The sequence below is a fragment of the Ruegeria sp. AJ12 genome, from assembly GCF_056536245.1.
Window position 1 is genome coordinate 1,965,834 of the sequence record NZ_JBQFJJ010000001.1, and the last position, 22,327, is coordinate 1,988,160.

The following is a 22,327-nucleotide window of genomic DNA, read 5'->3' on the forward strand; positions in this document are numbered from 1 at the left end:
CCTCAGTAGCCGGTCATTTCCAGATATCCGCGCCCCGTGTGGCTGCCGGAAATCGAAACCGGCCCTTCCCAGTATTCGAAGCGCGTCGCCATCCAGGCATCCGGGACAAGCGCGTTCACCTCGACATCAAGATCGCGATCCGGGAGGGTCACACGCCAATGCACCGGAACATCCCGGCCGGCGACGCGTGCGGTTTCCAGCGGCTTAAAGGCCACGGATCCGTTGGGTATGGCCTCGGTACGGCCATCGGCAGCGATCCAGGTTGCGGCGGTGAAATCGCCCCGCCCGCCACGCAAGCGAAAGGCCATCATCTTGTCGCCGTCTTCGAAACTGAGCGAGAACCAATCCCAGCCGCTTTGATCTTCGGCCAGCGGCTGTGACGACCATTCGCGGTCCAGCCAGCCGTTGCCAGTGACGGCGACATCCCCATCGGGCAGGTGCAACACGCCTTCGACCGCGTAGAAAGGCTGCGAATAGTAATAGCTGGCCTGTCCGTCGGCTGACTTGACCGAATAGCCGGCATCGCCGTGAAAAACCAACGGACCCTGAGCATTCAGAGACAGATCATATCCAAAAACGTCACCATTGGCCGTCAGGGTCAGGCGGTCAAAGTCAGGTCCGCGCATGCTCCATTCGTCGATCCAGGCCTCAAAAGGGTCTGCCGTGACGCCTGCTTGACCAATTCCACCGCGCGAGAGACGCTCGGCGAAATAGTGGGTGTCGGGGGTTGTTACGGCCGCATGCCCCATCCAAATCTGCGGGCTCTGCCAGTTTTCCGTTTCCGAGGGTTTGAGCGCCGAGCGGAACAGGGTCCATTGTATCCCGTAATCGCGACCGTCTTCGCCCGTCAGGTTTGCCGTCAGGTACCACCACTCAATCCGGTAGGTGGGATGCGGCCCGTGATCTTTGGGAAAGCTGAACTGATAGCCACGCGCGGGAATGTCGAACCCTTCGGCAGTGCGGCCAAGACCGGCGTAACCTTGCGCCCATCCGATGATGGGCAAGAGGAGCGTCACGAGGAAAAACAGGACCTTAACGTTCACTTGCAAACACCCTCAGCAGATCGGCGGGCGGCAGGCGCAGCAACCGCAACGCGGGCAGGGCCGCAGCAGCAAAGGCGGCCAGCATTGTCAGCGCCAGCAGGGACAGCCACTCGCCCGGAAACACATACATGGGCAGACGCCAGCCGAAGGCCTGCACATTGATGACGGCCAGAAGAACCCATGCCAGAACCAGCCCCACCGGCAGGGCCAGACAGGCGGTCAGGGCCGCCAGAACAACGCTGCGCAGCAACTCCAGCCGCGCCAGTTGACTTCTGTTCAGACCCAGGGCCCAGACCGGCGCGATTTGCGGCAGGCGCTGGGTCCACAATGTCAGCAGGCTGGTGAGAATGGCGAATCCGGCCACCCCAAGGGTCAGCACGTTCAGGGCCGATGTGACCACGAACGTCTTTTCGAATATCGCCAGCGACTGCGCTTTCATGGCCGCCTGCTGGACGACGCCCAGCCGGGGCAGATCGAACCTGTCGCGCAGCGATTGTGCCATCTCGGTTGCGCGATCCGGGTCCATGCGAATGCCAAAACGACGGGTTTCGGTGCCCGGCGCAATCCGGTCCAGTTGCACCATGGACACGATGGCTTGTCCGGTGGGATTGCCATAGTCCGAGTAAACACCGGCGATGGTCAGGGACTGGCCGGACTCGAAAGTCAGGGTCTCTCCGGGCCAAAGGTCGGATCGCCGGGCGAGTTGTTCGTTGATCAGCACGGTGTCGCCAGACATCACAGTGTCCCAGACATCGGGTGTCGAGGCGATCAGGGGCCAGTATTCGCGGTAGACCGGGTCGTCGACCACGCCATACAGAAACAGGGGGCCCGTTTCATGCGCCAGTTCGACGCTGCGGATCGGTAGAATTGCGTCGACTTGCGGGGCCAGCCAATCGGAAATCTCACGACCTTGCTCGGTATCTGCTGCGGTCACATAAAGCTCGGAGGTCAGGCGCTGATCCAGCCAGCCAACGAAGGTCAGCCGAAAGCTCGACACCATCGTCCCGACGCCGATATTGGCGGCGAGAGCCAGCAGCAGCGCCATCAGAGCCAGCGACAGGCCGGGCAGCTGCGCGCGCATATCGGCCCAGACCCATTGTGCGACCGGCCCCTTTGCAGTGCGGGCAAACGCGGACAGTGCAAGGGACAGGAGCGGGGGCAGCAACAGGGCCGCCCCGGTCAGCAGCCCGGCGACCAGAGCAAACCCGGCGACCAGACCGCCAACACCGAAATACACAACTGCTCCGCCTCCGATCAGCGCGACACCTGCGATGGCGGCCCATCCGCGCCCGAAACCGGCGCCCCGCCACGCCTGCAGGCCCGGGCCGGCCAGAAGGGGCATCCGCGACAGGCGCCACAGCGCGTGACCACTGGCCAGAAAGGTTCCCGCCAGTGCCATGGCAATCCCGGCCACCGCCCATTCCGGTTGCAGCGACATTTGTCCGGTGACCGGGGCCCCGTACAGCCCGCGCAGCGTGGCCGCCACATCCGGCAGCAATGCGCCCGCCAGAAAAAAGCCCAACACAAGCCCCAGTGTCCCTCCGATGATCGCGAACAGCGTCAGTTCCGCCAGGATCATCCACACCAGACGCCGCATCGACACGCCGAGCGCACGCAAGGTTCGGATCATGGCGCGCCGCTGTGCAAAGGCCAGTCCGACGGTGCCATGGACAATGAACAATCCAACCGCAAAGGACAGTAGGCCAAAGGCCGTCAGATTAAGATGGAAACTGTCGGTCAACTGGGCGGTGTCGATTTGCGAAGTCGGGCTGATGCGGTCCAGTTCCGGCGCGATGTCCGACAGAGGGGGCAGGGCGCGCGGCTGATCCGGCAGCACAACGAGGCGCGAGATCGCTCCGGGCTGGCCCAGCAACACCTCTGCAACACCGATATCCGTCAGGATGACATCCGGCGGCAGGGATGAGCTCACCAAGAACGGTGGCAAATCATCCTGTCCGCGCAGCAGCGGTTCCAGTTCCGGCGTGATGAGAAGACGACCCGGTGCAGTCAGCATGTCCACGGGCTCGGGCGGAGTTGTGCTTTGTTCAGCTTCGGTCACTGCCGGCAGGGCGGGATAGGCCACCATGTCCACGCCCATTAGGCGCAGCGTCCGACCTCCGACGCGGTAGGGCCCTTCGAGCACCGCCGCCACCTGCCATCCGGCCCGCCGAAGCTCGACATAGCGGGACACCGGAATTGGCCCCGATGGATCGCGCAACTCGTCGAACTGACCCAGCGCAAGCTGGGCGTTGGCGCGCGCATAGCTCGCGCGGGCCTCGGCATTGATGGCCTGAACCGCAGACCAAAGCCCGGTTGCCAGCGCGATACCGATCAGCAGGGTCGCCAGTTGCAACAGATGCGCCCGCCAATGGGACAGCAGCGCTTGTACGACCGCTGCGGTCATTGCAGATGACCGCCCGCCAGATGAACCCGCCGCTGCAGCCGCGCGGCGATGTCCTGCGAATGGGTCACCAGCAGCAATGCCGCCCCGGTATCGGCCACTAGGGAAAGCATCAGGTCCAGCACATTGGCGCTGGCGGTTTCGTCCAGATTGCCGGTGGGTTCGTCCGCCAGCAACAAGTTGGGACGGGCGGCCATGGCACGACCGATTGCGACACGTTGCTGTTGTCCGCCGGACAGGTTTTCCGGGTATCTGTTCAGCAAATCGGTCAGACCCAATCGATCAGCCAGTTCCTTGCACCAGCCTGCATCGAAGCACCCCGCCAATCTGGCATGCATGGACAGGTTCTGATCGACGGTGAGCGAGGGGATCAGGTTAAACTGCTGAAACACAAGGGAAACACTCTTGCGTCTGAGGGCCGCACGCCCCGCATCATCCAGCGTCGACAAAAGGCTGCCGTCCAAGGTGATCTCACCGCCATCAAACCCGTCCAAAGCGGCCGCAAGGTTCAGCACCGTGCTTTTGCCGCTGCCGCTTTCCCCGGTCAGGGCCAATGTCTGGCCCTGATCCAGATCCAATGAGACATCCCGCAACACGGGCCGTCCGCCGGGGTAGGATTTCTGAACATGATCGAACTTCAATACCATAGCGCAGGATGTGCAACTGTTTGCCTGACTGTCCAGTGTAGATGCGCAGGCAGAACCAAACGCCGCAGTTTCGTGCCGGGCGGGTTGGGCTTGTGCCCAATGGTCTCAGCGGTCATTCTGCAACAAGATATTTGCGCCGCAAATCAGGATGTAAAAACATGACGTTGTCGCACCAGATCTTTTGGGGCAGTACCTTTCTGGGTCTCTGCTTTCTGATCGAGATCTTTTTACTGACCTGGTGCACGGTGGTTCTGCTGAAACTTGGCGACAGGATGGAGAGGCGCGGTGTATTCATTGGGACCGCTGGTCCGATTGCCATAGCGCTGGCGTTCATCGTTGCGACACACACCATTCAGGTCTGGATATGGGCGATCGTCTGGGTATTGCTCGAAGTGCTTCCGGACTGGAACACGGCGATCTACTTCTCGCTGGTGTCTTTCACGACCCTCGGATACGGCGATATCGTATTGGGCGAGGCGTTGCGCATATTTGGTGCGTTTGCGGCCGTCACGGGATTGCTGGCGTTTGGCCTGTCCACAGCGTACATGGTCGCCCTGATGACGCGGGTGTTTCAGGACAGGTTCTTTTCTTAGAGGATGGGCGCGAACAGGCGCGCCAGTGGGGCCCCAAAGCGGATATGGGCGGGTTGCTGCGCCAGATCGCGGGTCAGTTCATAACTCGCCTCGAAATCATCCGACAGCATCGCCTCGACGGCTTTTGCAGCCTCGGTGTCGAACAGCAACGCCATCGCTTCAAAGTTCAGCCGGAAGGACCGGTTGTCGAGATTGGTGGTGCCCACCGCCGCCAGCGTGTCATCGACCACGAACACCTTCTGGTGCATGAACCCGTCGGTATATCGAAACACCCGCGCGCCGCAGTCCCGGACCTCGTCAAAATAGGCAAAGGCGGCCAGCCAGGGCAGGCGATGATCGATGATATCAGGAACCAGAATGCGGACATCCACGCCACGCATCGCCGCGTGTTGAAGCGCGGTCATGATGTCGATATCGGGCACGAAATAGGGTGACGCGATCCACAGCCGTTCCTTTGCCTCGGCAATGGCGGCAAAGAACATCATTGCGCCGGTTTCGGTTTCATCCCCCGGGCCGGTTGCCACAAGCAGGGCATTCATATCCTGCTCGGCCACGCTCCCGGCCCAGACAAGATCGTCGATCAGGTCCTCGTCATGCGCCCAGTGCCAGTCTTCGGTAAAGATCAGCTGCAACTGGCGGACGATATGGCCGGTCATCTTCAGATGCGTGTCGCGCCAATGTCCGAAATGGGGGTCTTCGCCCAGGTATTCGACACCGATATTGTGCCCGCCGATGAACCCTGTCTCACCGTCCACGATCACTGTTTTCCGGTGATTTCGGTAATTGAGCTGAAACCGGAAATTTGGGCCGCGCTGCTGGCGGGGGTCGGCCACATCGATCCCGGCGTCCCGCATGGTTTCAAGGTATTGGGTCGGCAAGCCGTAGCTGCCAACCGCGTCGGTCATGAACCGGACATGCACACCCCGTCTGGACGCGGCGATCAGCTTGTCCTGCAACTGGCGGCCCAGCCGGTCATCGCGCACGATATAGAACTGGATCAGAATGTAACTCTGTGCGCCATCGATGGCTTCAAAAATGGCGTCAAACGTCGCCTGTCCGTCGATCAGAAGCTCGGCGCCATTGCCGCGCGACACCGGCAGATGTGCCAGAAACTCAAACGGGCGCGGATTGATCTGCATCGTGGACGGGTCGGGTTTGGAATAATCGGCAAAGGTCTTGATGCCTTCGACCACCCGCTCGCTTTCCTGCCGGGCGATACGGTAATCGCGAAACCGGTGATGGCCCAGAAACAGATACATCGGAACCGCGAAGAACGGTGCGGAGATCAGAAAGACCACCCATCCGACAGCACCTTGCGGGGTGCGGGCTGTTTGCGCCGCGCGCACAGAGAACACAACCGCTGTTGTATAAAGGGCAACAACGAAGGAAGAAACAAGCAATGTCCACATATGGTTAGTCGGCTCCGGCGTCGTTTACTTGGCGCCAGTGTAGATGCGGGACCAGTCCTGCGCCATATCAACAATGACCCACCCCATGTCCGGGCCTTTGTCGAGCCCGTCGACCAACCTGCCAATCGGGCTGTCCCGGTCATACGCCCATTCGCGTTCGCCGTCCGTATGGTGGATCAGCACGCCGAGGCGGGGGCCATTGCCCGCTGTGGTCCATTCCATCATCGCGAAATCACCATCCGAGTTTCCCACCGCCATGATCGGGCGCTTGCCGATGGTGCGCTCGATATTGATCGGCTTGCCCTCCTTGTCGTCGATAAAGGCAATGCCCAGGGCTTTGACCACGGTCGGAGAACCGTCCACAGTCTCCATCGTGCTGTTGCCGTAGGTGCCCAGAACCTGCTCGGGGGGGATGCCATAGGCGTCCTCTGCAAAGACGCGCATGAAATGAATGCCTCCGCCGGACACGATGTAGGTTCGAAATCCTTCATCGCGCAGGTACCGCAACAGCTCGACCATGGGTTGGTACGTCATCTGATGGTAGGGAAGGCCCGTGTCCGGGTGTCGGGCCGTCTCCAGCCAGTCGGTCACCGCGGATTGAAAGGCATCGACGCTGGTGCCGGTATGCGAAGCGTTCACAACCTCGATCAAGGCGTCGTGGCCACCCTGCAAAACAGCCGCGAGATCGCCGTCCGCCGCAGCCTGCAGCGTCGGGGAGGTCAGGATCGACGGATTCTCTTTGGCAAGTTCGGAGAGCCGGTCCATCGCAAAGATGAACTGGAAGTAAACCGGCTGTTCCGCCCACAGCGTCCCGTCATTGTCGAACACCGCGATCCGGTCGTTCGGGGTGATGTAGTCGGGACTTTCCGGGTCCGTGACGGCGTCGACAAAAGAGGTGATCCGCTCGCGCGCTTCCGTATCGTTCCAGCTTGGCAACGGGTCGGTCAGCGCGATCAGCGGCCAGCTTGAGATCAACGCAGCAAGGGCGAGACGCATCATGACACTATCTCCTCATCCGTAATCCCGGGGCCGCTGAAACGGCGACCCCGGACGTGCATGCTGGCTCACATCAGTTGGAGGTGGGCGTGGTCAGTTTCTCCATCACCTGATCCAGGCTGAAGCTGGCGGCTTTCTGCCGCGGCGGGAATTCCTGGAATGTGCTCAGGAAGCCTGCAACATATTGTTGCGCCGGCACCAGGAAATACACGCGGTCAATCATCCAGTCATAGTAGCTATTCGACGTCCGGTACCCACGTTCATAAGGATCCCGTCGCAGGTTGACGATGATCGGCACGCGCAGCTCGGTGAACGGCTCCATCCATGCACGCAAGGTGGCCCAGGCCTTCTGTTCCAGAAAGATCAGCTTCCAATCGTCGAACCGCAGGGCCGACAGGTCGCCGTCATCGGTGAAATAGAAGATCTCGCGGCGCGGGCTTTCGGTGGTTTCACCGGTCAGCAGCGGCAGGATGTTGTAGCCGTCCAGATGGACCTTGTAGTCGCGTCCCATCACAGGAGACGAATACCCGGCCATCAGCTTTTCCTTGATCTCGGAGTCTCCGGCTGCCGCCAGGTAGGTCGGCAGCCAATCCATATGATGCACGATTTCATTGGACACAGATCCAGCTTCGATCTGGCCGGGCCAGCGCACCATCGAGGGCACGCGCCAGCCGCCTTCCCAGTTGGTGTTCTTTTCGCCCCAGAACGGGGTCGCTGCGGCATCCGGCCAGGTGTTGTAATGCGGACCGTTGTCGGTTGAGTAATGCACGATTGTATCGTCGGCGATCCCCAACTCATCCAGCAGATCAAGAAGTTGCCCGACATGCATGTCGTGTTCGATCATACCGGCGGTGTATTCATCGGCCGGCCCGCCCAGAATCTCGTTCGCCTGTGCGCGCATCTCGTCTTTGACATGTGTGCGGAAATGCATCCGGGTGCCGTTCCACCAGACGTAAAACGGCGTGCCGTTCTGGTTGGCTTCGCGAATGAACTCGATCGCAGCCTCCAGCGTCTCTTCGTCGACGGTTTCCATCCGCTTTCTGGTCAGCGGTCCGGTGTCCTGGATTTCACCACCTGCCGAAGACCGGATCACGCCGCGCGGACCGTATGCTTCGCGGAAGGTTTGTCCGTCCGGCAAAAGGGCGTCACCGGGATAGTCCTCGTGTTCGGGTTCTTCCTCGGCATTCAGGTGGTACAGATTGCCAAAAAACTCATCAAATCCATGGTTTGTCGGCAGATGTTCATCCCTGTCACCCAGGTGGTTCTTGCCGAACTGGCCGGTCACATACCCGTGGTCTTTCAAAAGGCCTGCGATGGTTGGATCTTCGACCTGCATCCCTTCCTTGGCGCCCGGCAGACCCACCTTGGACAGCCCGGTGCGGAACACCGACTGGCCCATGATGTAGGAGGATCGCCCGGCGGTGCAGGACTGCTCGCCATAATAGTCGGTAAAAATCATGCCCTCATTGGCGACGCGGTCAATATTGGGTGTCTGGTACCCCATCAACCCCATTGTATAAGCCGAGATATTGGATTGCCCGATATCGTCACCCCAGATGACGAGGATATTCGGCTTCTGATCCTGCGCCCATGCAGGAATGGCAAGACACGCGGCAATTGCGGCGGTGGCCAGCTTTTTCACCCACGTATCGCGGGCTCCAATCGACAATGACATATGATGCTCCTCAAGTGGCGGGTCGGGGACCCTGACTTGTGTTCAAAATCTAGTCGGCGGTGCTTTGGCTTTTTTTTGGTTCGAATTGTAAACTGCCGATTCCCAACGTTAAATCTCAATACGCGGAAGCCTCATCTGGCGATGCTAGCATACGAGAAATTCGAAATACACAATTTTTGAATGATTGATTTCCGGCAAAACAACCAGAACCATCAGTTCGCTTTGTCGTCTTCGCCAAGCCGGCCATCCAGCGACATCAAAATCGCTATGGGCCGCAATGCAGGGATGTGGCTGAAGACGATCAGGATACACACGGTCAAAGGGACACTCAGGAACGCGCCGATCAGGCCCCAGACCGTTGTCCAGAACATCAACGCCAGAATGACGAGGAAGGTGGACATGTTCAGCGACCGCCCAAGCATGGCGGGATCGAGGAAATTGCCGATCAGAAATTGCAGCGTGCCGCAGCCCAGCACGATGATCAGAAACGGGCCCACGGTTTCAAATTGCACCAATGCGATCATGGCTGGAAAAATTACGGCGATGATCGACCCGATCGAGGGTATGAAATTCAGCGCAAAGGTCAGAACGGCCCAGGTCTCGGCGTATTCCAATCCCAAAGCTCGGAAGACCGAGTAGCTGATGCCGGCGGTGACAAGGCTGATGAAGGTTTTGACACCGACATAGCGCTGCAGGCTGAAAGAGATCGCGTCGAGCATGGCGGCAAACTCGGACCCGGTCTGCGGGCTACCCGCCGCCAGTTGGATTTTTTTGCGAAAGGCCAGCCGCTCAGCCATCAGAAAGGCGACGTAGAGGCTGATCAGAAAGAACTGGTTCAGCAGGGAGGTGGCGCTGCCCAGCAGCACGCGGGCGACATAGGACATGTCGATGCTGACCAGATTGTCCCGGATAAAGGTCGTCACGTCATTGCCCACCAGCCCGGTGATGCGGTCCACGGCGCCGTCAAACTGGCTTTCATAGGTGTTGATGGTGCGCGCAAACTGCGTGGCCTGGCTGCCCAGAATGTACATGATCATGAACAGACCGGCCAAAACCACCGTAACCCCGGCGATATTGGCCAGCCAGACGGGCGCGCGGGTCAGGGCGATGACCCGGTCGCTCAGCGCAATGATAAGCACGTTGATCAAAAGCGCCATCGTCAAGGGTATCAGAAAGGCGGCGCCCGCGTACAACCCCAGCACAACCAGCGTCGCAACGATGCAGGTGTCGCGCACCACTTCCAGCTTGAGCCTGGGCCGAACCGGGGTGTTGTTCTGATCAGAGGTCATACCTGGGCCTGTCCTGCGGGCAATCGCTGCCCGAAAAAGGGGTGAACGCAGGACGATCCTGCACAGGCGCGCGGGTTTATGCAATGCAGTCAGGTATTTGAAGGGCCTTTATCCCCGCGGTTTCGACCGCCATGGGTTCTGTGATCGCGGCAGGCGGGGTAGGGTTCATCTATGACCGGTTCCGTGATTCCCACTTTGGGGCGTCCTGTGCAGGCGTTTTGGCTGGCCCTTCGGCGGTTCAATGGCAAGAACGGGTTTGTCATGAGCAGCCATGTCGCCATGTCGCTGATGCTGGCGCTGTTCCCGTTTGTGTTGTTCACGGTGGCCTTGGCGGGTGCGTTGTCGCAGGGCTATGTCACGGATGAACTGATTGAGCTGATCTTCGGCGCATGGCCCAGGGATGTGGCCGAACCGATAGTGGCCGAACTGCGCGCGGTTCTGGCGGGGTCGGGGACGGGTGTGATCACGTTGGGTGGTCTGCTGGCGATATACTTTGCGTCGAATGGCGTCGCTGCGGTGCGGGCCGCCATGATCCAGGCCTACCACGATCAGGACAGCTGGCCGTTTTGGAAGGCGCGCCTGCTGTGCTTCGCGCTGGTCATACTTGGCGGGGCTACGATTCTGGCCGTCGCCGCGTTTGAACTGATCCTGCCTGCCTATACGCAGTTGGTCACCGAACGCACCGATATTGACGTCTCGGACTGGCTGTCCGTTGACAGGTTGCGGTGGACATTCACGGTTGCTGTCCCGGCCGGCACGGTCCTGCTGGCGCATCTGATTCTGCCGACGCGCCGCCATAGCCTGTTGCAAATTCTGCCCGGCGTGGTGCTGACCCTGGCGCTGTGGACCGCCGGTGGATGGGCGTTTTCCATCTATATCGCCCAGTTCGCGACCTACAGTGCCACATATGCCGGGTTGGCCGGGGCCATGGCCGCCTTGATCTTTTTGTATCTGTGCGCGGCGATGCTGATCCTTGGGGCGGAGTATAACGGCGCGCTGATGGACTTGCGAAATGACACCGGGGAGGGGGACGTGTGAAGCGGCTGGTGCTGGCACTGTGCGTTACCGCGCCGGTCGCCGGACATGCGCAGACACCGGGATATGTGGGCTCGGATCAATGCAAGGACTGCCATACCGAAGAAGCCGCCGCCTGGGCCACGTCGCACCATGCGATGGCATGGACGCCGGTCCGCAATGGTTCGGTTCTGGCCGATTTCGATGGCACGCGTTTTGACTATGACGGCATGTCCGTGGCGTTTGGGGTCGACGCGGAAACCTACACCGCACGGGTCACCGAAAAGGACGGCCGGACAACCGAGTACGATGTGCATTCGGTGGTCGGCATCGCGCCATTGCAGCAATACCTGTTCGAAACCGAGCCCGGGCGATTGCAGAGCTTTGATGTGGTCTGGGACACCGAAACCAGGCGCTGGTTTCACCTCTACCCCGATCAGGACCTGCCACCTGATGACGGGTTGCATTGGACCGGACCTTACAAGACCTGGAATGCCCGGTGTGCCGAATGCCATGCTACCGGATTCGAAAAGAACTATGACCCGGCAACCCGGACCTATCGCTCGGTGCAATCCGAGATCGGCGTCGGGTGCGAATCCTGTCACGGGCCGGGGTCGGCCCATATCGATTGGGTCGCCGGGCAGGAGCCGGCCGATGGTCTGAGTGACTATGGATTCATGATGAATTGGGGCAGGGGACAGACCGAGGCCGAAATCCAGCAATGTGCGGCATGTCATTCGCGGCGCGAAGCCCATGAAAATGGCAACCCTTTGCCCGGAACGCCGTACCACGATGCCTACAACCTCGCGCTGCTCAGACCCGGTCTGTATCACTCCGACGGTCAGATATTGGACGAAGTCTACGTCTACGGCTCGTTTCTGCAATCCAGGATGTACGCCCGCGGGGTTGGGTGCATGGATTGTCATGAGCCGCACAGCGCGACGCTGAAGGCCGAGGGGAATGGTCTGTGCACGCAATGTCATTCACCCGCCGGAAACCCCGGTTTCCCGACGCTGTCGGGGAAGGAATACGACGCGCCCGCTCATCACCATCACCCCGAGGGTAGCGAGGGTGCGCAATGCAAAAGCTGCCATATGATCGAACGGGTCTATATGGGTGTGGACGGCCGACGCGACCACAGTTTCCGCATACCACGCCCGGATCTGGCATTGGGCGTGGATGCCTGCACCGACTGCCATCAGGACGAAAGTCAGAACTGGGCTGCCGGGCAAATTGAGGCGTGGTTTCCTCAGGCCGATCATCGCAAGCCTCATTTCGGAACCGAGTTTGATGCCGTATTTCAGGGCCAGGCAGATAGTCCGGACGGCTTGCTGGCCATCGCAGTTGACCCTGCTCAACCGGGTATAGTCCGGGCCACGGCCGCTTATCTGCTGCAACCTTTCGGCTCACCTGATGTAGCTGCCGCAACGGCCCCTTTGCTGCGCGAGGCGGATTCGCTGATCCGCGCCAATGCGGTCGCCCTGCAACGTCAGGCAGCCCTTTCTGATCAAGTACAGCGGTTGGAACCTTTGCTATCCGATCCGACGCGCAACGTTCGTATCGCGACAGCAAAAGAGTTCCTGAGAATTCCTGAGCAGGCTCTGACACCCGCGCAACAGGAAATGGCCCGGCAAAGCATGGCGGAGTGGCAGCGCTCGATTTCCAACCGGCTGGACTTTCCCGAAACCCATCTTGTGCTCGGGGGTATGGCTCTGACACTCCGAAATGCCGAAGCGGCTGAGCGCGCGTTTCGCGAAGTTGTCACACTGGACCCGCAACGGGCCGAGGCGTGGCCGATGTTGGTGCAATTGGCGCAAGTAAACCGTGGAGCAGACGCTGCGCGCGAGGTGGTTCGCGAGGGGTTGAACGTGATTCCGGACGATCCGGCGTTGCAGCAGCTTTCAACGCAGCTTGGCCCGTGACCCGGCCAGTCTCAGCCCGGTTTTGGACATCTTCCCGGCAAATTTCAGCGCTATGGATCAGGGCAGGGCGTGTTGGCCCGTTTGTTCGGTAAAGGTGATCTATGTCAGAGCAAGTGGTAAACAAGCCGGTGGCGGTGGTTGGAAAAATCTCGTTGGATCAGCGCATTGCCGAGCTACGCGCACGAGAGCCGGTAGACCTGAATCACGGTGAGGCGCTGTTGTTGCTGGGCATTGCCTCTGCATCGTTGCGCGAGCAACGGCTGACCGACGAACGGATCGTGCTGGAAGACTGAATTCAGCCGCGAAACCCGGTGGCGACAACGAATTTCTCGGAACTGTCGGACCGGGACGCGGGCGGCTTTACATTCGCGACTTTCTCAAACTTCTGTTTCAGCAGCTTCTGCAGATCCCCCTCGGCACCGCCGGCCAGAACCTTGGCCACGAACGTGCCGCCTTGTTCCAGGACGTCAAACGCGAAATACGCTGCCGTTTCGCACAGCGCCATGATCCGCAAATGGTCGGTCTGTTTGTGCCCCGACGATGAGGCCGCCATATCCGACATCACAACGTCGGCCTTGCCGCCCAGCCATTCCTTGACCCTGTCATCCGCACCGTCATCCATGAAATCCAGTTGGTGGATGTCCGCCCCGGCAATCGGTTCGACCTCTTGCAGATCAATGCCCAGAACCGTTCCGATTTGCTTGCCGGATCGCTCGCCCAACGCGTTGACGCGTTTGACGGCGACCTGACACCAGCCGCCCGGCGCGCATCCCAGATCAACCACGCGTGCCCCGGGAACCAGAAAGCGGAACTTGTCATCCAGTTCCAGTATCTTGAACGCCGCGCGTCCGCGATACCCTTCGGTCTGGGCCCGCTTGACATACGGGTCATTCAACTGACGTTGCAGCCAGCGGGTCGAGCTGAGCTTGCGCCCGCGCGCGGTCTTGACCTTGACCTTCAGGTCGCGCTGCCCGCGGCCCGAGGTGTTTTTTCCGCTCGGCGTTTTTGCCATGCGATTGTTCTCCTGAAAGCTGACCGGTCCATACCGCCTTGCGGGTTAGGTATCAAGAAAGCCCTAGTCTCTTACCATCAGGTCCGGCCAAGGAGAAGAAATGTCAAACGCCAGCCAGCCCAGACCGTTCATTAAGTGCGACACGCAAGAGGGTTTATTCTGAGATGCGACCTCAAAGCTGCGCAACAGATCTCTGGCGTCCGACGCCTGCGGGCCCGGAACTGCGATGTGAATGCCGCCAATTGCCAAGGCCCAGTGCGGGACCATGCTGATCAGGTTGTACCCGGGGCAGAAAACATCAAACCCTGCAGCCTCGAGAGAGCAGATCGTCGTCGCGGCCGTGCTGGTGCGATAAGCAATCGCAATTATGACGCGGTCAGATGACTGCAATCAAAACGGCCCATCTTCCAGCACGCCGTCCGCGCTCATCTGCGCATAGAGCAGACCCTCGCGCAGCCCTCGGTCCGCCACAGACAGGCGGTCGGTGGGCCAGCAGCGCAGCAGAGCCTGCAAAATGGCCGAGCCGGACATGATCAGGGCCTGCCGGTCATCCCCGATCCGAGGATCCCGGCGTCGCCCGTGAGGTCCGAGGTCCAGATAGCCGCGGATGACTTTGTCAATCTGGTCGCTGGTCATGCGCAACCCGTCGACCTTGGTCCGGTCATAGCGTTTCAGCCCCAGATGCGAGGCTGCCACGGTCGTCACGGTGCCACTGGTGCCCACGATCTGAAAGCCCTCGCGGGCCTGTTCGTCTTTGTAGGGGGCAAAATCGGCCAGATTTTCCTCAAAGAACCAGCTCATCAGCGCGAACCGTGCCGAGTCGTCCTCGACGTCGCTGAACTGATCCCGCAACGTGGCCACGCCCAGCGGCACGCTGATCCAGTCCACGACCTTGGCGGCCGGAAAGGGGCTGTCGGCGGTATGAAACCCGTTGTGCAGCCGCATGATCGCGGCGGGGCGATCCCGCCGGGGCAGGGACGAGATATCGATCCAGACCAGTTCCGTTGATCCCCCGCCGATATCCACCACAAGCAGCTGCTCGGTCTTGGTCGAGACCAGGGGCGCGCAGGAGATGACCGCCAGCCGCGCCTCTTCCTCGGGCTGAATGATCTCGAGCGTCAGCCCCGTTTCGCGTTTCACCTGCCGGATGAAGTCGCGGGAATTCTTGGCCCGGCGACAGGCTTCGGTCGCGATCAGTCGCATCCGCTTGACCTTGTTGCGTTTCAGCTTTTGCTGGCAGATCCGCAGGGCCTGAACGGTGCGGGACATGGACGCCCGCGACAGCCGTCCGGTTCGCTCCAATCCGGCACCCAGTTGCACCGATTTGGAAAAGCTGTCTACCACATGAAACCCGCTGCCCTTGGGCTGGGCGATCAACATGCGGCAGCTGTTTGTCCCCAGATCCAGCGCCGCATATAACGCATCTGGATCGGGTCTTGCCGGCGCGGGGCTTTCGACCGCTTTCGGGAACGCGCCCGCACCTTTGGGACGCTTGGGCGCCATCGTCACGCCCTCCGATTTCGAGTTACCCCGACCCTAGGCGGGGCTTCGCCGACGCGCAAGTGATTTCAGTTTTGAAATTAACGTGACTGTCACATGCGGTTCATACTGAAATGCGACCTGAAAGGTCGGAACCCTGAACGGGATTCTCTACTCGCTGACAGCCAGATACGGAGACCGCCATGAAAGATGAGCACACCCTGTCCTTTGACGAATATGATGAAGTCGTAAACCCACGCCCTGAAGAGTGTGAATTTGACCGCGTGGTGGAACGCGCCCTGTCCCGTCGTGGCTTTCTTGGTGGCGTGCTGGCTATGGGCAGCTTCACAGCCGTTGGCGGTTCGCTTATTCCCACGGGTGCGCGCGCGGCGGCGGACCGTTTCTCGTTTCAGGCGATTCCGGTTTCAACCGCCGACGATGTCATCGTACCCCCGGGCTACAAGGCCGAGGTCATGGTGCGCTGGGGCGACCCGCTGTGGTCTGACGCGCCTGAATTCGATCACGCAACGCGCGGCACGGCCGCCAGCCAGGAACGCGCCTTTGGGGACAATACAGATGGTCAGGACGTGTTTCTGCACGACGGCCACGTCCTGTTGGTCGTGAACAACGAATACACCAACCGTGACATTCTGTGGGGCAACAACCCCGATGCCAAGGCGGCCTCGGACGATGACGTCGCCAAAGGCATGATGGCCCACGGTGTGACAGTCGTTGAGATTGCCATCAGCGACGGCACATGGGGTATCGTCAAGGACAGCCCGTATAACCGCCGCATCACACCGCAGACCGATATGACCATCACCGGTCCGGCTGCTGCTCATGACCTGATGAAAACGGCGGCTGATCCGTCGGGCACTTCGACCAAAGGCACCTGGAACAACTGCGGCAACGGCATGACGCCCTGGGGCACCTATCTGGCCTGCGAAGAGAACTTTAACGGCTATTTCTCAGCGGCTGACGAAAACCACGAAGTCAGCCCCGAACTGAAGCGCTATGGCGTCTCGTCCAAAGACTGGGGCTATGGCTGGGCCAAGATCGACGACCGTTTCGACGTCTCGACGAACCCGAACGAGCCGAACCGCGCTGGCTATGTGGTCGAGATCGATCCGACCGATCCGACCTCGACTCCACGCAAGTTGACCGCCCTGGGCCGGTTCAAACATGAGAATGCCGAAACCGTCGTGAACAATGACGGTCGCGTTGTTGTTTACATGGGCGATGATGAGCGTGGCGAATTCCTGTATCGCTTTGTCTCGGATGGCGTTTATGCGGCCGGTGTGGACACCAACACATTGTTGGAAAACGGCACGTTGTCCGTTGCAAAATTCAATGACGACGGCACCGGTGAATGGTTGGACCTGACGCCAGAGACAACGGGCCTGGCATCGCAGGCCGAAATCAGCATTCATACTCGACAGGCGGGATCGGCTGTTGGAGCGACGACCATGGATCGCCCGGAATGGGTTGCCGCCAACCCGAACACCGCCGAGGTCTATTGCTGCCTGACCAACAACAAGAACCGTGGCGTGAAACCGAACGCTGGTGGCGACGACACCTCGGTCAACGGTCCGAACCCGCGCGAGGCCAACAACTATGGCCAGATCGTACGCTGGCGGCCCGAAGGTGGCGATCACACGTCATCGGGCTTTGGCTGGGATCTGTATGTGCTGGCGGGTAACCCGACGGTCCATCAGGATGCATACGCAGGCTCGGCCAATCTGAGCGCCGAAAACATGTTCAACTCACCCGACGGGCTGAAGTTTGACAGCAACGGGCTGTTGTGGATCCAGACCGATGGCAATTACGGCAACGAAGGTGATTTTGCCGGTCAGGGCAACAACCAGATGCTGGCAGGTGACCCGGTCACCGGCGAAATCCGCCGCTTTATGGTCGGCCCCAACGAATGTGAGATCACCGGCATAAGCTGGTCGCCGGACCGCCGCACGATGTTCGTTGGCATCCAGCACCCGGGTGAAGACGGCAACAGCCACTGGCCCGAAGGCGGGGATGCGGTTCCACGGTCTGCGATCATCGCTGTTACGCGCGAGGATGGCGGGCTGGTCGGTTAAACCCGACCCGAGCCAGAAAAACGCCCCGGACAGCAGGCGCTGTCCGGGGTTCTTTGTTTTATGCAGAACGTTCATAGATACATTGAGAAATTTGATATGCGCTTTTGTGGACGATCGTTGTAAAAGCCCCAGTGTCCCATCACGGGCAAAAACGTCGCTGAAAAAGCGCCGGGTGTCGAAAATCGACCGACCCGGGCCCACATTGAAGTTTAGAACCAGCCCATCTGGTTAGGAGGAATCACGGCGATGCCTGACGTCACCATCGTATACTGGCGCGACATTCCCGCTCAGGTCATCGTCGGCAAGGGCCGTCGCGGCGCCAAGCGGCAATTGGAAGAACGGTTTGAGCAGGCCATCGACCGGGCCGCCATGAAGGTGAACGCAAAGGACAGCGATGCCTATCTGGCCGAATGGCGCAAGGCCCAGCCTTTTGCAGTCGACGGTGACCCTGCCGAGATTGCCGAGGCGCAGGCCGTGCGTCTGGAAACGGAATACGATCAGGACCGCATCAAAGCCCTGATCGCCAATGACGGTTGGGCATGAGCCCGAGACAGCTATGGGAGGCCGCAATGGCTTTGCTGAACTTCAAGAAACGTGATGCGGTCGAAACCGGCCCAGTCAATCCGACCGTCGAAGCCTTTTTGCAGGGCTATTCGATCGAGGTGATGCCCCGCACCGCCGAAAAGGTCGAGGATTTCCGCGCGCTGCTGCCCGAAGGCACCCGCGTCTACATCGCCCATATCGACGGCACGCCGATCGAGGATATGGTCAAGACGGCCAAACGGATCGCGGCCGAAGGCTACCCGGTGATGCCGCACTTCCCGGCTCGGATCATCAAGGACGCCGCCACGCTGGAAAACTGGATATCGATGTATCAGGGCGAGGCCGGTGTCGATCAGGCTCTGCTGCTGGCCGGTGGCATCTCCAAGTCGCACGGCGATTTGGACAGCTCGATGCAGTTGCTCGAAACCGGCCTGTTCGACAAGGCGGGTTTCAAACGCCTGCACGTTGCGGGCCACCCCGAAGGCAACAAGGACATCGACCCGGACGGTTCGACCAGGAACGTGGACGATGCGCTGCGCTGGAAACAGAAATTCTCGGAAACCACGGATGCCGAAATGGCGCTGGCCACTCAGTTTTCCTTTGACGCCAAACCGATCATCGCCTGGGCAGACAGCCTGAAAGAAGCAGGGATCGACATTCCGGTGCATATCGGCATCGCAGGCCCGGCCAAGCTGCAGACCCTGATCAAGTTTGCCATCGCCTGCGGTGTCGGACCGTCGCTGAAGGTGCTGCAGAAACGCGCCATGGATGTCTCCAAGCTGCTGCTGCCCTACGAGCCGACGGACGTGATCACCGAACTGGCGAACCACAAGGCCGCCAACCCGGAGTTCAACATCACCAACGTGCACTTCTTCCCGCTCGGCGGGATCAAGACCAACGCCAACTGGGCGATCAATAATGGCGGTGCCTCGGCGCAGCCTGCCAACGCTTAAGGAACGGATATGACCCGTACAGTCGTAGAATCAAAAACAAAAACTGCCGTTCTGGGCTTTGATGAGCCGTTCTGCGTGATCGGTGAACGGATCAACCCCACGGGTCGCAAGAAACTGGCCGCAGAACTGGAAGCAGGCGATTTTTCGACTGTTGAAAAAGACGCGTTGGCTCAAGTTGCTGCAGGCGCAACCGTTCTGGATATCAATGCGGGTGTTGTTTACAACTCGAACCCCAATCCGAACGAGACTGAACCACCATTGATGCGCAAGATCGTTGAACTGGTGCAGGGATTGGTCGATGTGCCGCTATGCGTCGATTCATCGGTTCCCGGCGCGCTTGAGGCTGGCCTTGAAGCCGCTGAAGGGCGTCCTCTGCTGAACTCGGTCACCGGCGAAGAAGATCGTCTGGAACTGGTTTTGCCGTTGGTCAAGAAATACAACGTTCCGGTCGTGGCGATCTCGAACGACGACACCGGCATCTCGGAAGATCCCAATGTGCGGTTTGACGTCGCCAAGAAGATCGTTGAACGTGCTGCCGACTTTGGCATCCCCGCGCATGACATCGTTGTTGACCCGTTGGTCATGCCCATCGGCGCGATGGCGACCGCCGGTCAGCAGGTGTTCGCCCTGGTGCGTCGTCTGCGCGAAGAACTGGGCGTGAACACCACCTGTGGTGCCTCCAACGTCTCGTTTGGTCTGCCAAACCGACATGGCATCAACAACGCCTTCCTGCCGATGGCGATGGGGGCCGGCATGACCTCGGCGATCATGAACCCGGTGGCTCTGCCAGTGACGCAAAAGAAGATTGCCGAAAAGAAAGAGGCGGTTGCCGCTGCGGGTATCATCCTGCCGGACGGTATGGATGACGAGGCGTTTGTTCAGATGTTCGGTCTGGGCTCGACCCTGCCGCGTGCGGGCAAAGAGATGGAAGCCATCCGCGCTGCCAACCTGTTGACCAACAACGACCCGCATGGCGGTGAATGGATCCGGTTCAACAAAGCGCCGGACGCGGCAGGGGCCGAAGGTGAAGGTGCCCGGGGACGTCGCGGAGGCGGTCGCCGCCGCCGCGCCTGATCAACAACCCGGTGTAGTTTGGCAATGCCGGGCGTTTGTCCCGGCCTTACTCTCTTGACGCTGATCAAGGCGCGGTTCCAACAATTGGACAAAATAACCTGATCTTAGTCATTGATCCGGTGCGTCATGTCCAAACATCATCCTCCGAAACTGTCGGACGCAGATCTGACCAAGCGTCTGACAAAAGACGCGTATTTCGAACAGCTTGTCGCGTTGCAGGCCAAGCTTGAGCGGATTCAACAGGCTTTTCTGTTTCATGGGCTGAAGGGCGTTCTTGTATTCGAAGGCTGGGACGCGGCGGGCAAAGGCGGCACCATTCGCAGGATCAGTCAGGCCCTGGACCCGCGTAGTTTCAAGGTCTGGCCGATCGGTGCCCCCAGAAACTATTACCTCAACCGGCACTACCTGCTGAGATTTTGGGAACGCCTGCCACCATCGGGTGCGATCTCGGCCTTTGATCGCAGCTGGTACGGGCGGGTATTGGTCGAGCGGATCGAGCACATCACGCCCGAGACCCGCTGGCGCGCGGCCTATCAGGAAATCAACGATTTCGAACGCATGCTGGTGGATGACGGAACGCGGATTGTGAAACTGTTTTTCCACATCTCGCCTGAGGAACAGATGCAACGGTTCACCGAGCGACTGACGAACCCTCTAAAGCGCTGGAAGCTGACCTATGAGGATTTCCGCAATCGTGAGAAATGGGAGGAAGCCGAAATCGCCGTCGATGAAATGCTGGCCCGGACTTCAACCGACAAAGCTCCCTGGCACGTGATCCCCGCAAACAACAAAAAGTATGCGAGAATCAAGGCAATGAAAGCCATTGTTCATGCGTTCTCCAAAGGCGTGGATTTGTGTCCCCATCATCTCGATACGCGCACTCTGGACGCCGCAGGCGAAGCGTTGGACGTTGATCAATCTCTCATAGACAGCCTGCGCGCCCGGACCGAGTGAGGTCATTTTGCGGAATTTCACTGCGATCCTGCTTGAACCGGATCAGGCGGTGATGATATCCAGACCAGCGCGGCGGGTATGATGTAATGGTAGCCTGTCAGCTTCCCAAGCTGAACGCGCGGGTTCGATTCCCGCTACCCGCTCCAAGCTCATCTAGCAGTGGTTGGCTGGCTGCGGGTTGTGGTTTTTGGTTCGCATAGGAAGTGTTAGATCGTAGTCGTTAGTAGCGGCGACACGAGCCGTGGCGTCTACGAGGAACCTAAGATTTTCAGGCTGGTTTTCGACCCTGCTCCAAGGCACCACTGAAAGCCGCACACCGGGTTTGGCTAGGTTGTCTATGATGCGCTGAGGCATATCCGGGTACAGTTCTCGATATTCGACTTTGGTCGTTACGCTGAACCAGCCAGACAGGCGATCGGGATAGATGAACTGTTTCTCGCCCGCGAGACTTGCGCGCGACGACTTTGACCGCGTCGATGGTAAGTCAATAACGAGGATGCCACTACGCCGGTTGATCGCTCCGTCAATCATGCTCGACTTGAGTTCCCAATCGACGTGCTTACGAAAGCGCGTTTCGGTCCCGCAGAGCAGAATCGTTACTTTCGTGTCGCGAAGGTAGTTATCGCGGATAAAGTGACGGATCGATTGTGACGGGTACCTCTCGTCGATGTCGCCAACTTCCACTGACTGATCGTCAAATGCGCCGTAGACGTTCGCAAGAAACGAAAGGTGCTCGCGGTACTGCTGGTCGTTTCTATGGTGGTAGCTGATGAACGCCTTTGTCATTGAAATACTCCGGATACAAAAACTGCCATCGACATCATGGCGAGGCCGAGAATCATGACGGCAATTGCGAGCCAGTGCGCAACAGACTTCCATTGGTTTGCGACATCAGGCAAGCCGTTGTCACCGATAGCCTTGCCAGCCTCGCGCAGCGCAATGGCGTTAGCTCGTATTCCACCGCCAATGCGCAGCATTACAAAGGCCAATGTCGCGAGCGCTGCCCCGAGCAGCGCGTAGAACCACCATTCTAGCTCGCCAGAGGTCGAGCGCAGGACGAGTGCCGTGGCTGAGGCCACAGCAATCAGCAACTGCAACATCTGCCATCTCAGCTTGTCGAGATGGCGAAACGTTTCGTAGCGTTGGTTGTAAATCTCAACGCTCTTGGGAGTTGGGATATCCGCGTCATCATCCATCTAAGACAGGTGGGAACTGATGCGCGCACTTTCAAGA

At 59.7% G+C, this 22,327-nt stretch carries 21 protein-coding genes and 1 tRNA gene; 10 read left to right on the plus strand and 12 right to left on the minus strand.

The genetic code is table 11. The annotated features are described in order from the left end of the window. Nucleotides 1–2 precede the first annotated feature (2 nt). From ACR3E0_RS09955 to ACR3E0_RS09965, 3 genes are read right to left on the minus strand one after another with little or no spacing between them, the layout of a single operon-like run. Nucleotides 3–1,043 (minus strand): lipocalin-like domain-containing protein, encoded by a 1,041-nt coding sequence (locus ACR3E0_RS09955; RefSeq protein ID WP_480478563.1) that lies wholly within the window; start codon nt 1,041–1,043, stop codon nt 3–5. Beyond that, entirely contained in the window at nt 1,033–3,447 is a 2,415-nt protein-coding gene (locus ACR3E0_RS09960; RefSeq protein ID WP_480478565.1) for an ABC transporter permease, read from the minus strand. Before ACR3E0_RS09960 ends, ACR3E0_RS09955 begins: the two co-directional genes overlap by 11 nt. After that, the gene (locus tag ACR3E0_RS09965) at nt 3,444–4,091 is read right to left on the minus strand and encodes an ABC transporter ATP-binding protein (protein ID WP_480478567.1); all 648 of its coding nucleotides are present in this window, start codon (nt 4,089–4,091) and stop codon (nt 3,444–3,446) included. The genes ACR3E0_RS09960 and ACR3E0_RS09965 overlap by 4 nt, the downstream gene beginning before the upstream one ends. 158 nt (nt 4,092–4,249) lie before the next feature. Here ACR3E0_RS09965 and ACR3E0_RS09970 point away from each other — a divergent pair, with 158 nt between their 5' ends. Further along, on the plus strand, nt 4,250–4,684 hold the full coding sequence (locus ACR3E0_RS09970; RefSeq protein WP_480478569.1) for an ion channel: 435 nt from the start codon (nt 4,250–4,252) through the stop codon (nt 4,682–4,684). Here ACR3E0_RS09970 and cls read toward each other — a convergent pair. The 4 genes from cls to ACR3E0_RS09990 all read right to left on the minus strand — a co-directional run bounded on the left by cls (nt 4,681) and on the right by ACR3E0_RS09990 (nt 10,053). Next, entirely contained in the window at nt 4,681–6,093 is a 1,413-nt protein-coding gene (gene cls, locus ACR3E0_RS09975) for a cardiolipin synthase (protein ID WP_480478571.1), read from the minus strand. The two genes, ACR3E0_RS09970 and cls, sit on opposite strands and share 4 nt — an antisense overlap. Before the next feature lie 24 nt (nt 6,094–6,117). Continuing rightward, entirely contained in the window at nt 6,118–7,092 is a 975-nt protein-coding gene (locus ACR3E0_RS09980; RefSeq protein ID WP_480478573.1) for an HAD family hydrolase, read from the minus strand. 70 nt (nt 7,093–7,162) lie between these two features. After that, nucleotides 7,163–8,764 (minus strand): arylsulfatase, encoded by a 1,602-nt coding sequence (locus ACR3E0_RS09985; protein WP_480478575.1) that lies wholly within the window; start codon nt 8,762–8,764, stop codon nt 7,163–7,165. Nucleotides 8,765–8,976: 212 nt separating this feature from the next. Further along, nucleotides 8,977–10,053 carry an AI-2E family transporter gene (locus ACR3E0_RS09990; protein WP_480478577.1) on the minus strand — a complete coding sequence of 359 codons (1,077 nt, stop codon included), beginning with the start codon at nt 10,051–10,053 and terminating at the stop codon, nt 8,977–8,979. Nucleotides 10,054–10,224: 171 nt separating this feature from the next. Here ACR3E0_RS09990 and ACR3E0_RS09995 point away from each other — a divergent pair, with 171 nt between their 5' ends. The 3 genes from ACR3E0_RS09995 to ACR3E0_RS10005 all read left to right on the plus strand — a co-directional run bounded on the left by ACR3E0_RS09995 (nt 10,225) and on the right by ACR3E0_RS10005 (nt 13,282). Beyond that, the gene (locus ACR3E0_RS09995) at nt 10,225–11,091 is read left to right on the plus strand and encodes a YihY/virulence factor BrkB family protein (RefSeq protein ID WP_480478579.1); all 867 of its coding nucleotides are present in this window, start codon (nt 10,225–10,227) and stop codon (nt 11,089–11,091) included. Then, nucleotides 11,088–12,989: a cytochrome c3 family protein gene (locus ACR3E0_RS10000; RefSeq protein WP_480478581.1), complete on the plus strand. Its 1,902-nt coding sequence runs from the start codon at nt 11,088–11,090 to the stop codon at nt 12,987–12,989. The genes ACR3E0_RS09995 and ACR3E0_RS10000 overlap by 4 nt, the downstream gene beginning before the upstream one ends. 101 nt (nt 12,990–13,090) lie before the next feature. Next, on the plus strand, nt 13,091–13,282 hold the full coding sequence (locus tag ACR3E0_RS10005) for a hypothetical protein (protein WP_480478583.1): 192 nt from the start codon (nt 13,091–13,093) through the stop codon (nt 13,280–13,282). A gap of 2 nt (nt 13,283–13,284) precedes the next feature. Here ACR3E0_RS10005 and ACR3E0_RS10010 read toward each other — a convergent pair whose 3' ends face one another. The 3 genes from ACR3E0_RS10010 to ACR3E0_RS10020 all read right to left on the minus strand — a co-directional run bounded on the left by ACR3E0_RS10010 (nt 13,285) and on the right by ACR3E0_RS10020 (nt 15,504). Then, nucleotides 13,285–14,001: an RlmE family RNA methyltransferase gene (locus tag ACR3E0_RS10010; protein WP_480478585.1), complete on the minus strand. Its 717-nt coding sequence runs from the start codon at nt 13,999–14,001 to the stop codon at nt 13,285–13,287. Between the two features lie 63 nt (nt 14,002–14,064). Continuing rightward, a complete protein-coding gene (locus ACR3E0_RS10015; RefSeq protein WP_480478587.1) occupies nt 14,065–14,391 on the minus strand; it encodes a hypothetical protein in 327 nt (108 codons plus the stop codon). Beyond that, a complete protein-coding gene (locus tag ACR3E0_RS10020; protein ID WP_480478589.1) occupies nt 14,392–15,504 on the minus strand; it encodes a Ppx/GppA phosphatase family protein in 1,113 nt (370 codons plus the stop codon). Nucleotides 15,505–15,683: 179 nt separating this feature from the next. Between ACR3E0_RS10020 and ACR3E0_RS10025 the strand changes: the two genes are divergently transcribed. From ACR3E0_RS10025 to ACR3E0_RS10050, 6 genes are all read left to right on the plus strand, one after another. Then, entirely contained in the window at nt 15,684–17,570 is a 1,887-nt protein-coding gene (locus ACR3E0_RS10025) for a PhoX family protein (RefSeq protein WP_480478590.1), read from the plus strand. Nucleotides 17,571–17,816: 246 nt separating this feature from the next. Beyond that, the gene (locus ACR3E0_RS10030; RefSeq protein ID WP_480478592.1) at nt 17,817–18,113 is read left to right on the plus strand and encodes a virulence factor; all 297 of its coding nucleotides are present in this window, start codon (nt 17,817–17,819) and stop codon (nt 18,111–18,113) included. 26 nt (nt 18,114–18,139) lie between these two features. Beyond that, on the plus strand, nt 18,140–19,066 hold the full coding sequence (locus tag ACR3E0_RS10035) for a methylenetetrahydrofolate reductase (protein ID WP_480478594.1): 927 nt from the start codon (nt 18,140–18,142) through the stop codon (nt 19,064–19,066). 9 nt (nt 19,067–19,075) lie between these two features. Next, complete coding sequence (locus tag ACR3E0_RS10040; protein ID WP_480478596.1) at nt 19,076–20,140, plus strand: methyltetrahydrofolate cobalamin methyltransferase; 1,065 nt, start codon at nt 19,076–19,078, stop codon at nt 20,138–20,140. 126 nt (nt 20,141–20,266) lie between these two features. After that, on the plus strand, nt 20,267–21,094 hold the full coding sequence (locus ACR3E0_RS10045; protein WP_480478598.1) for a polyphosphate kinase 2 family protein: 828 nt from the start codon (nt 20,267–20,269) through the stop codon (nt 21,092–21,094). A gap of 72 nt (nt 21,095–21,166) precedes the next feature. Further along, nucleotides 21,167–21,240: transfer RNA gene (locus tag ACR3E0_RS10050), tRNA-Gly, on the plus strand. 7 nt (nt 21,241–21,247) lie between these two features. Here the strand turns inward: ACR3E0_RS10050 and ACR3E0_RS10055 are convergent. Further along, complete coding sequence (locus ACR3E0_RS10055; RefSeq protein ID WP_480478600.1) at nt 21,248–21,880, minus strand: TIR domain-containing protein; 633 nt, start codon at nt 21,878–21,880, stop codon at nt 21,248–21,250. Next, on the minus strand, nt 21,877–22,290 hold the full coding sequence (locus ACR3E0_RS10060; protein ID WP_480478602.1) for a hypothetical protein: 414 nt from the start codon (nt 22,288–22,290) through the stop codon (nt 21,877–21,879). The genes ACR3E0_RS10055 and ACR3E0_RS10060 overlap by 4 nt, the downstream gene beginning before the upstream one ends. Nucleotides 22,291–22,327: the final 37 nt, after the last annotated feature.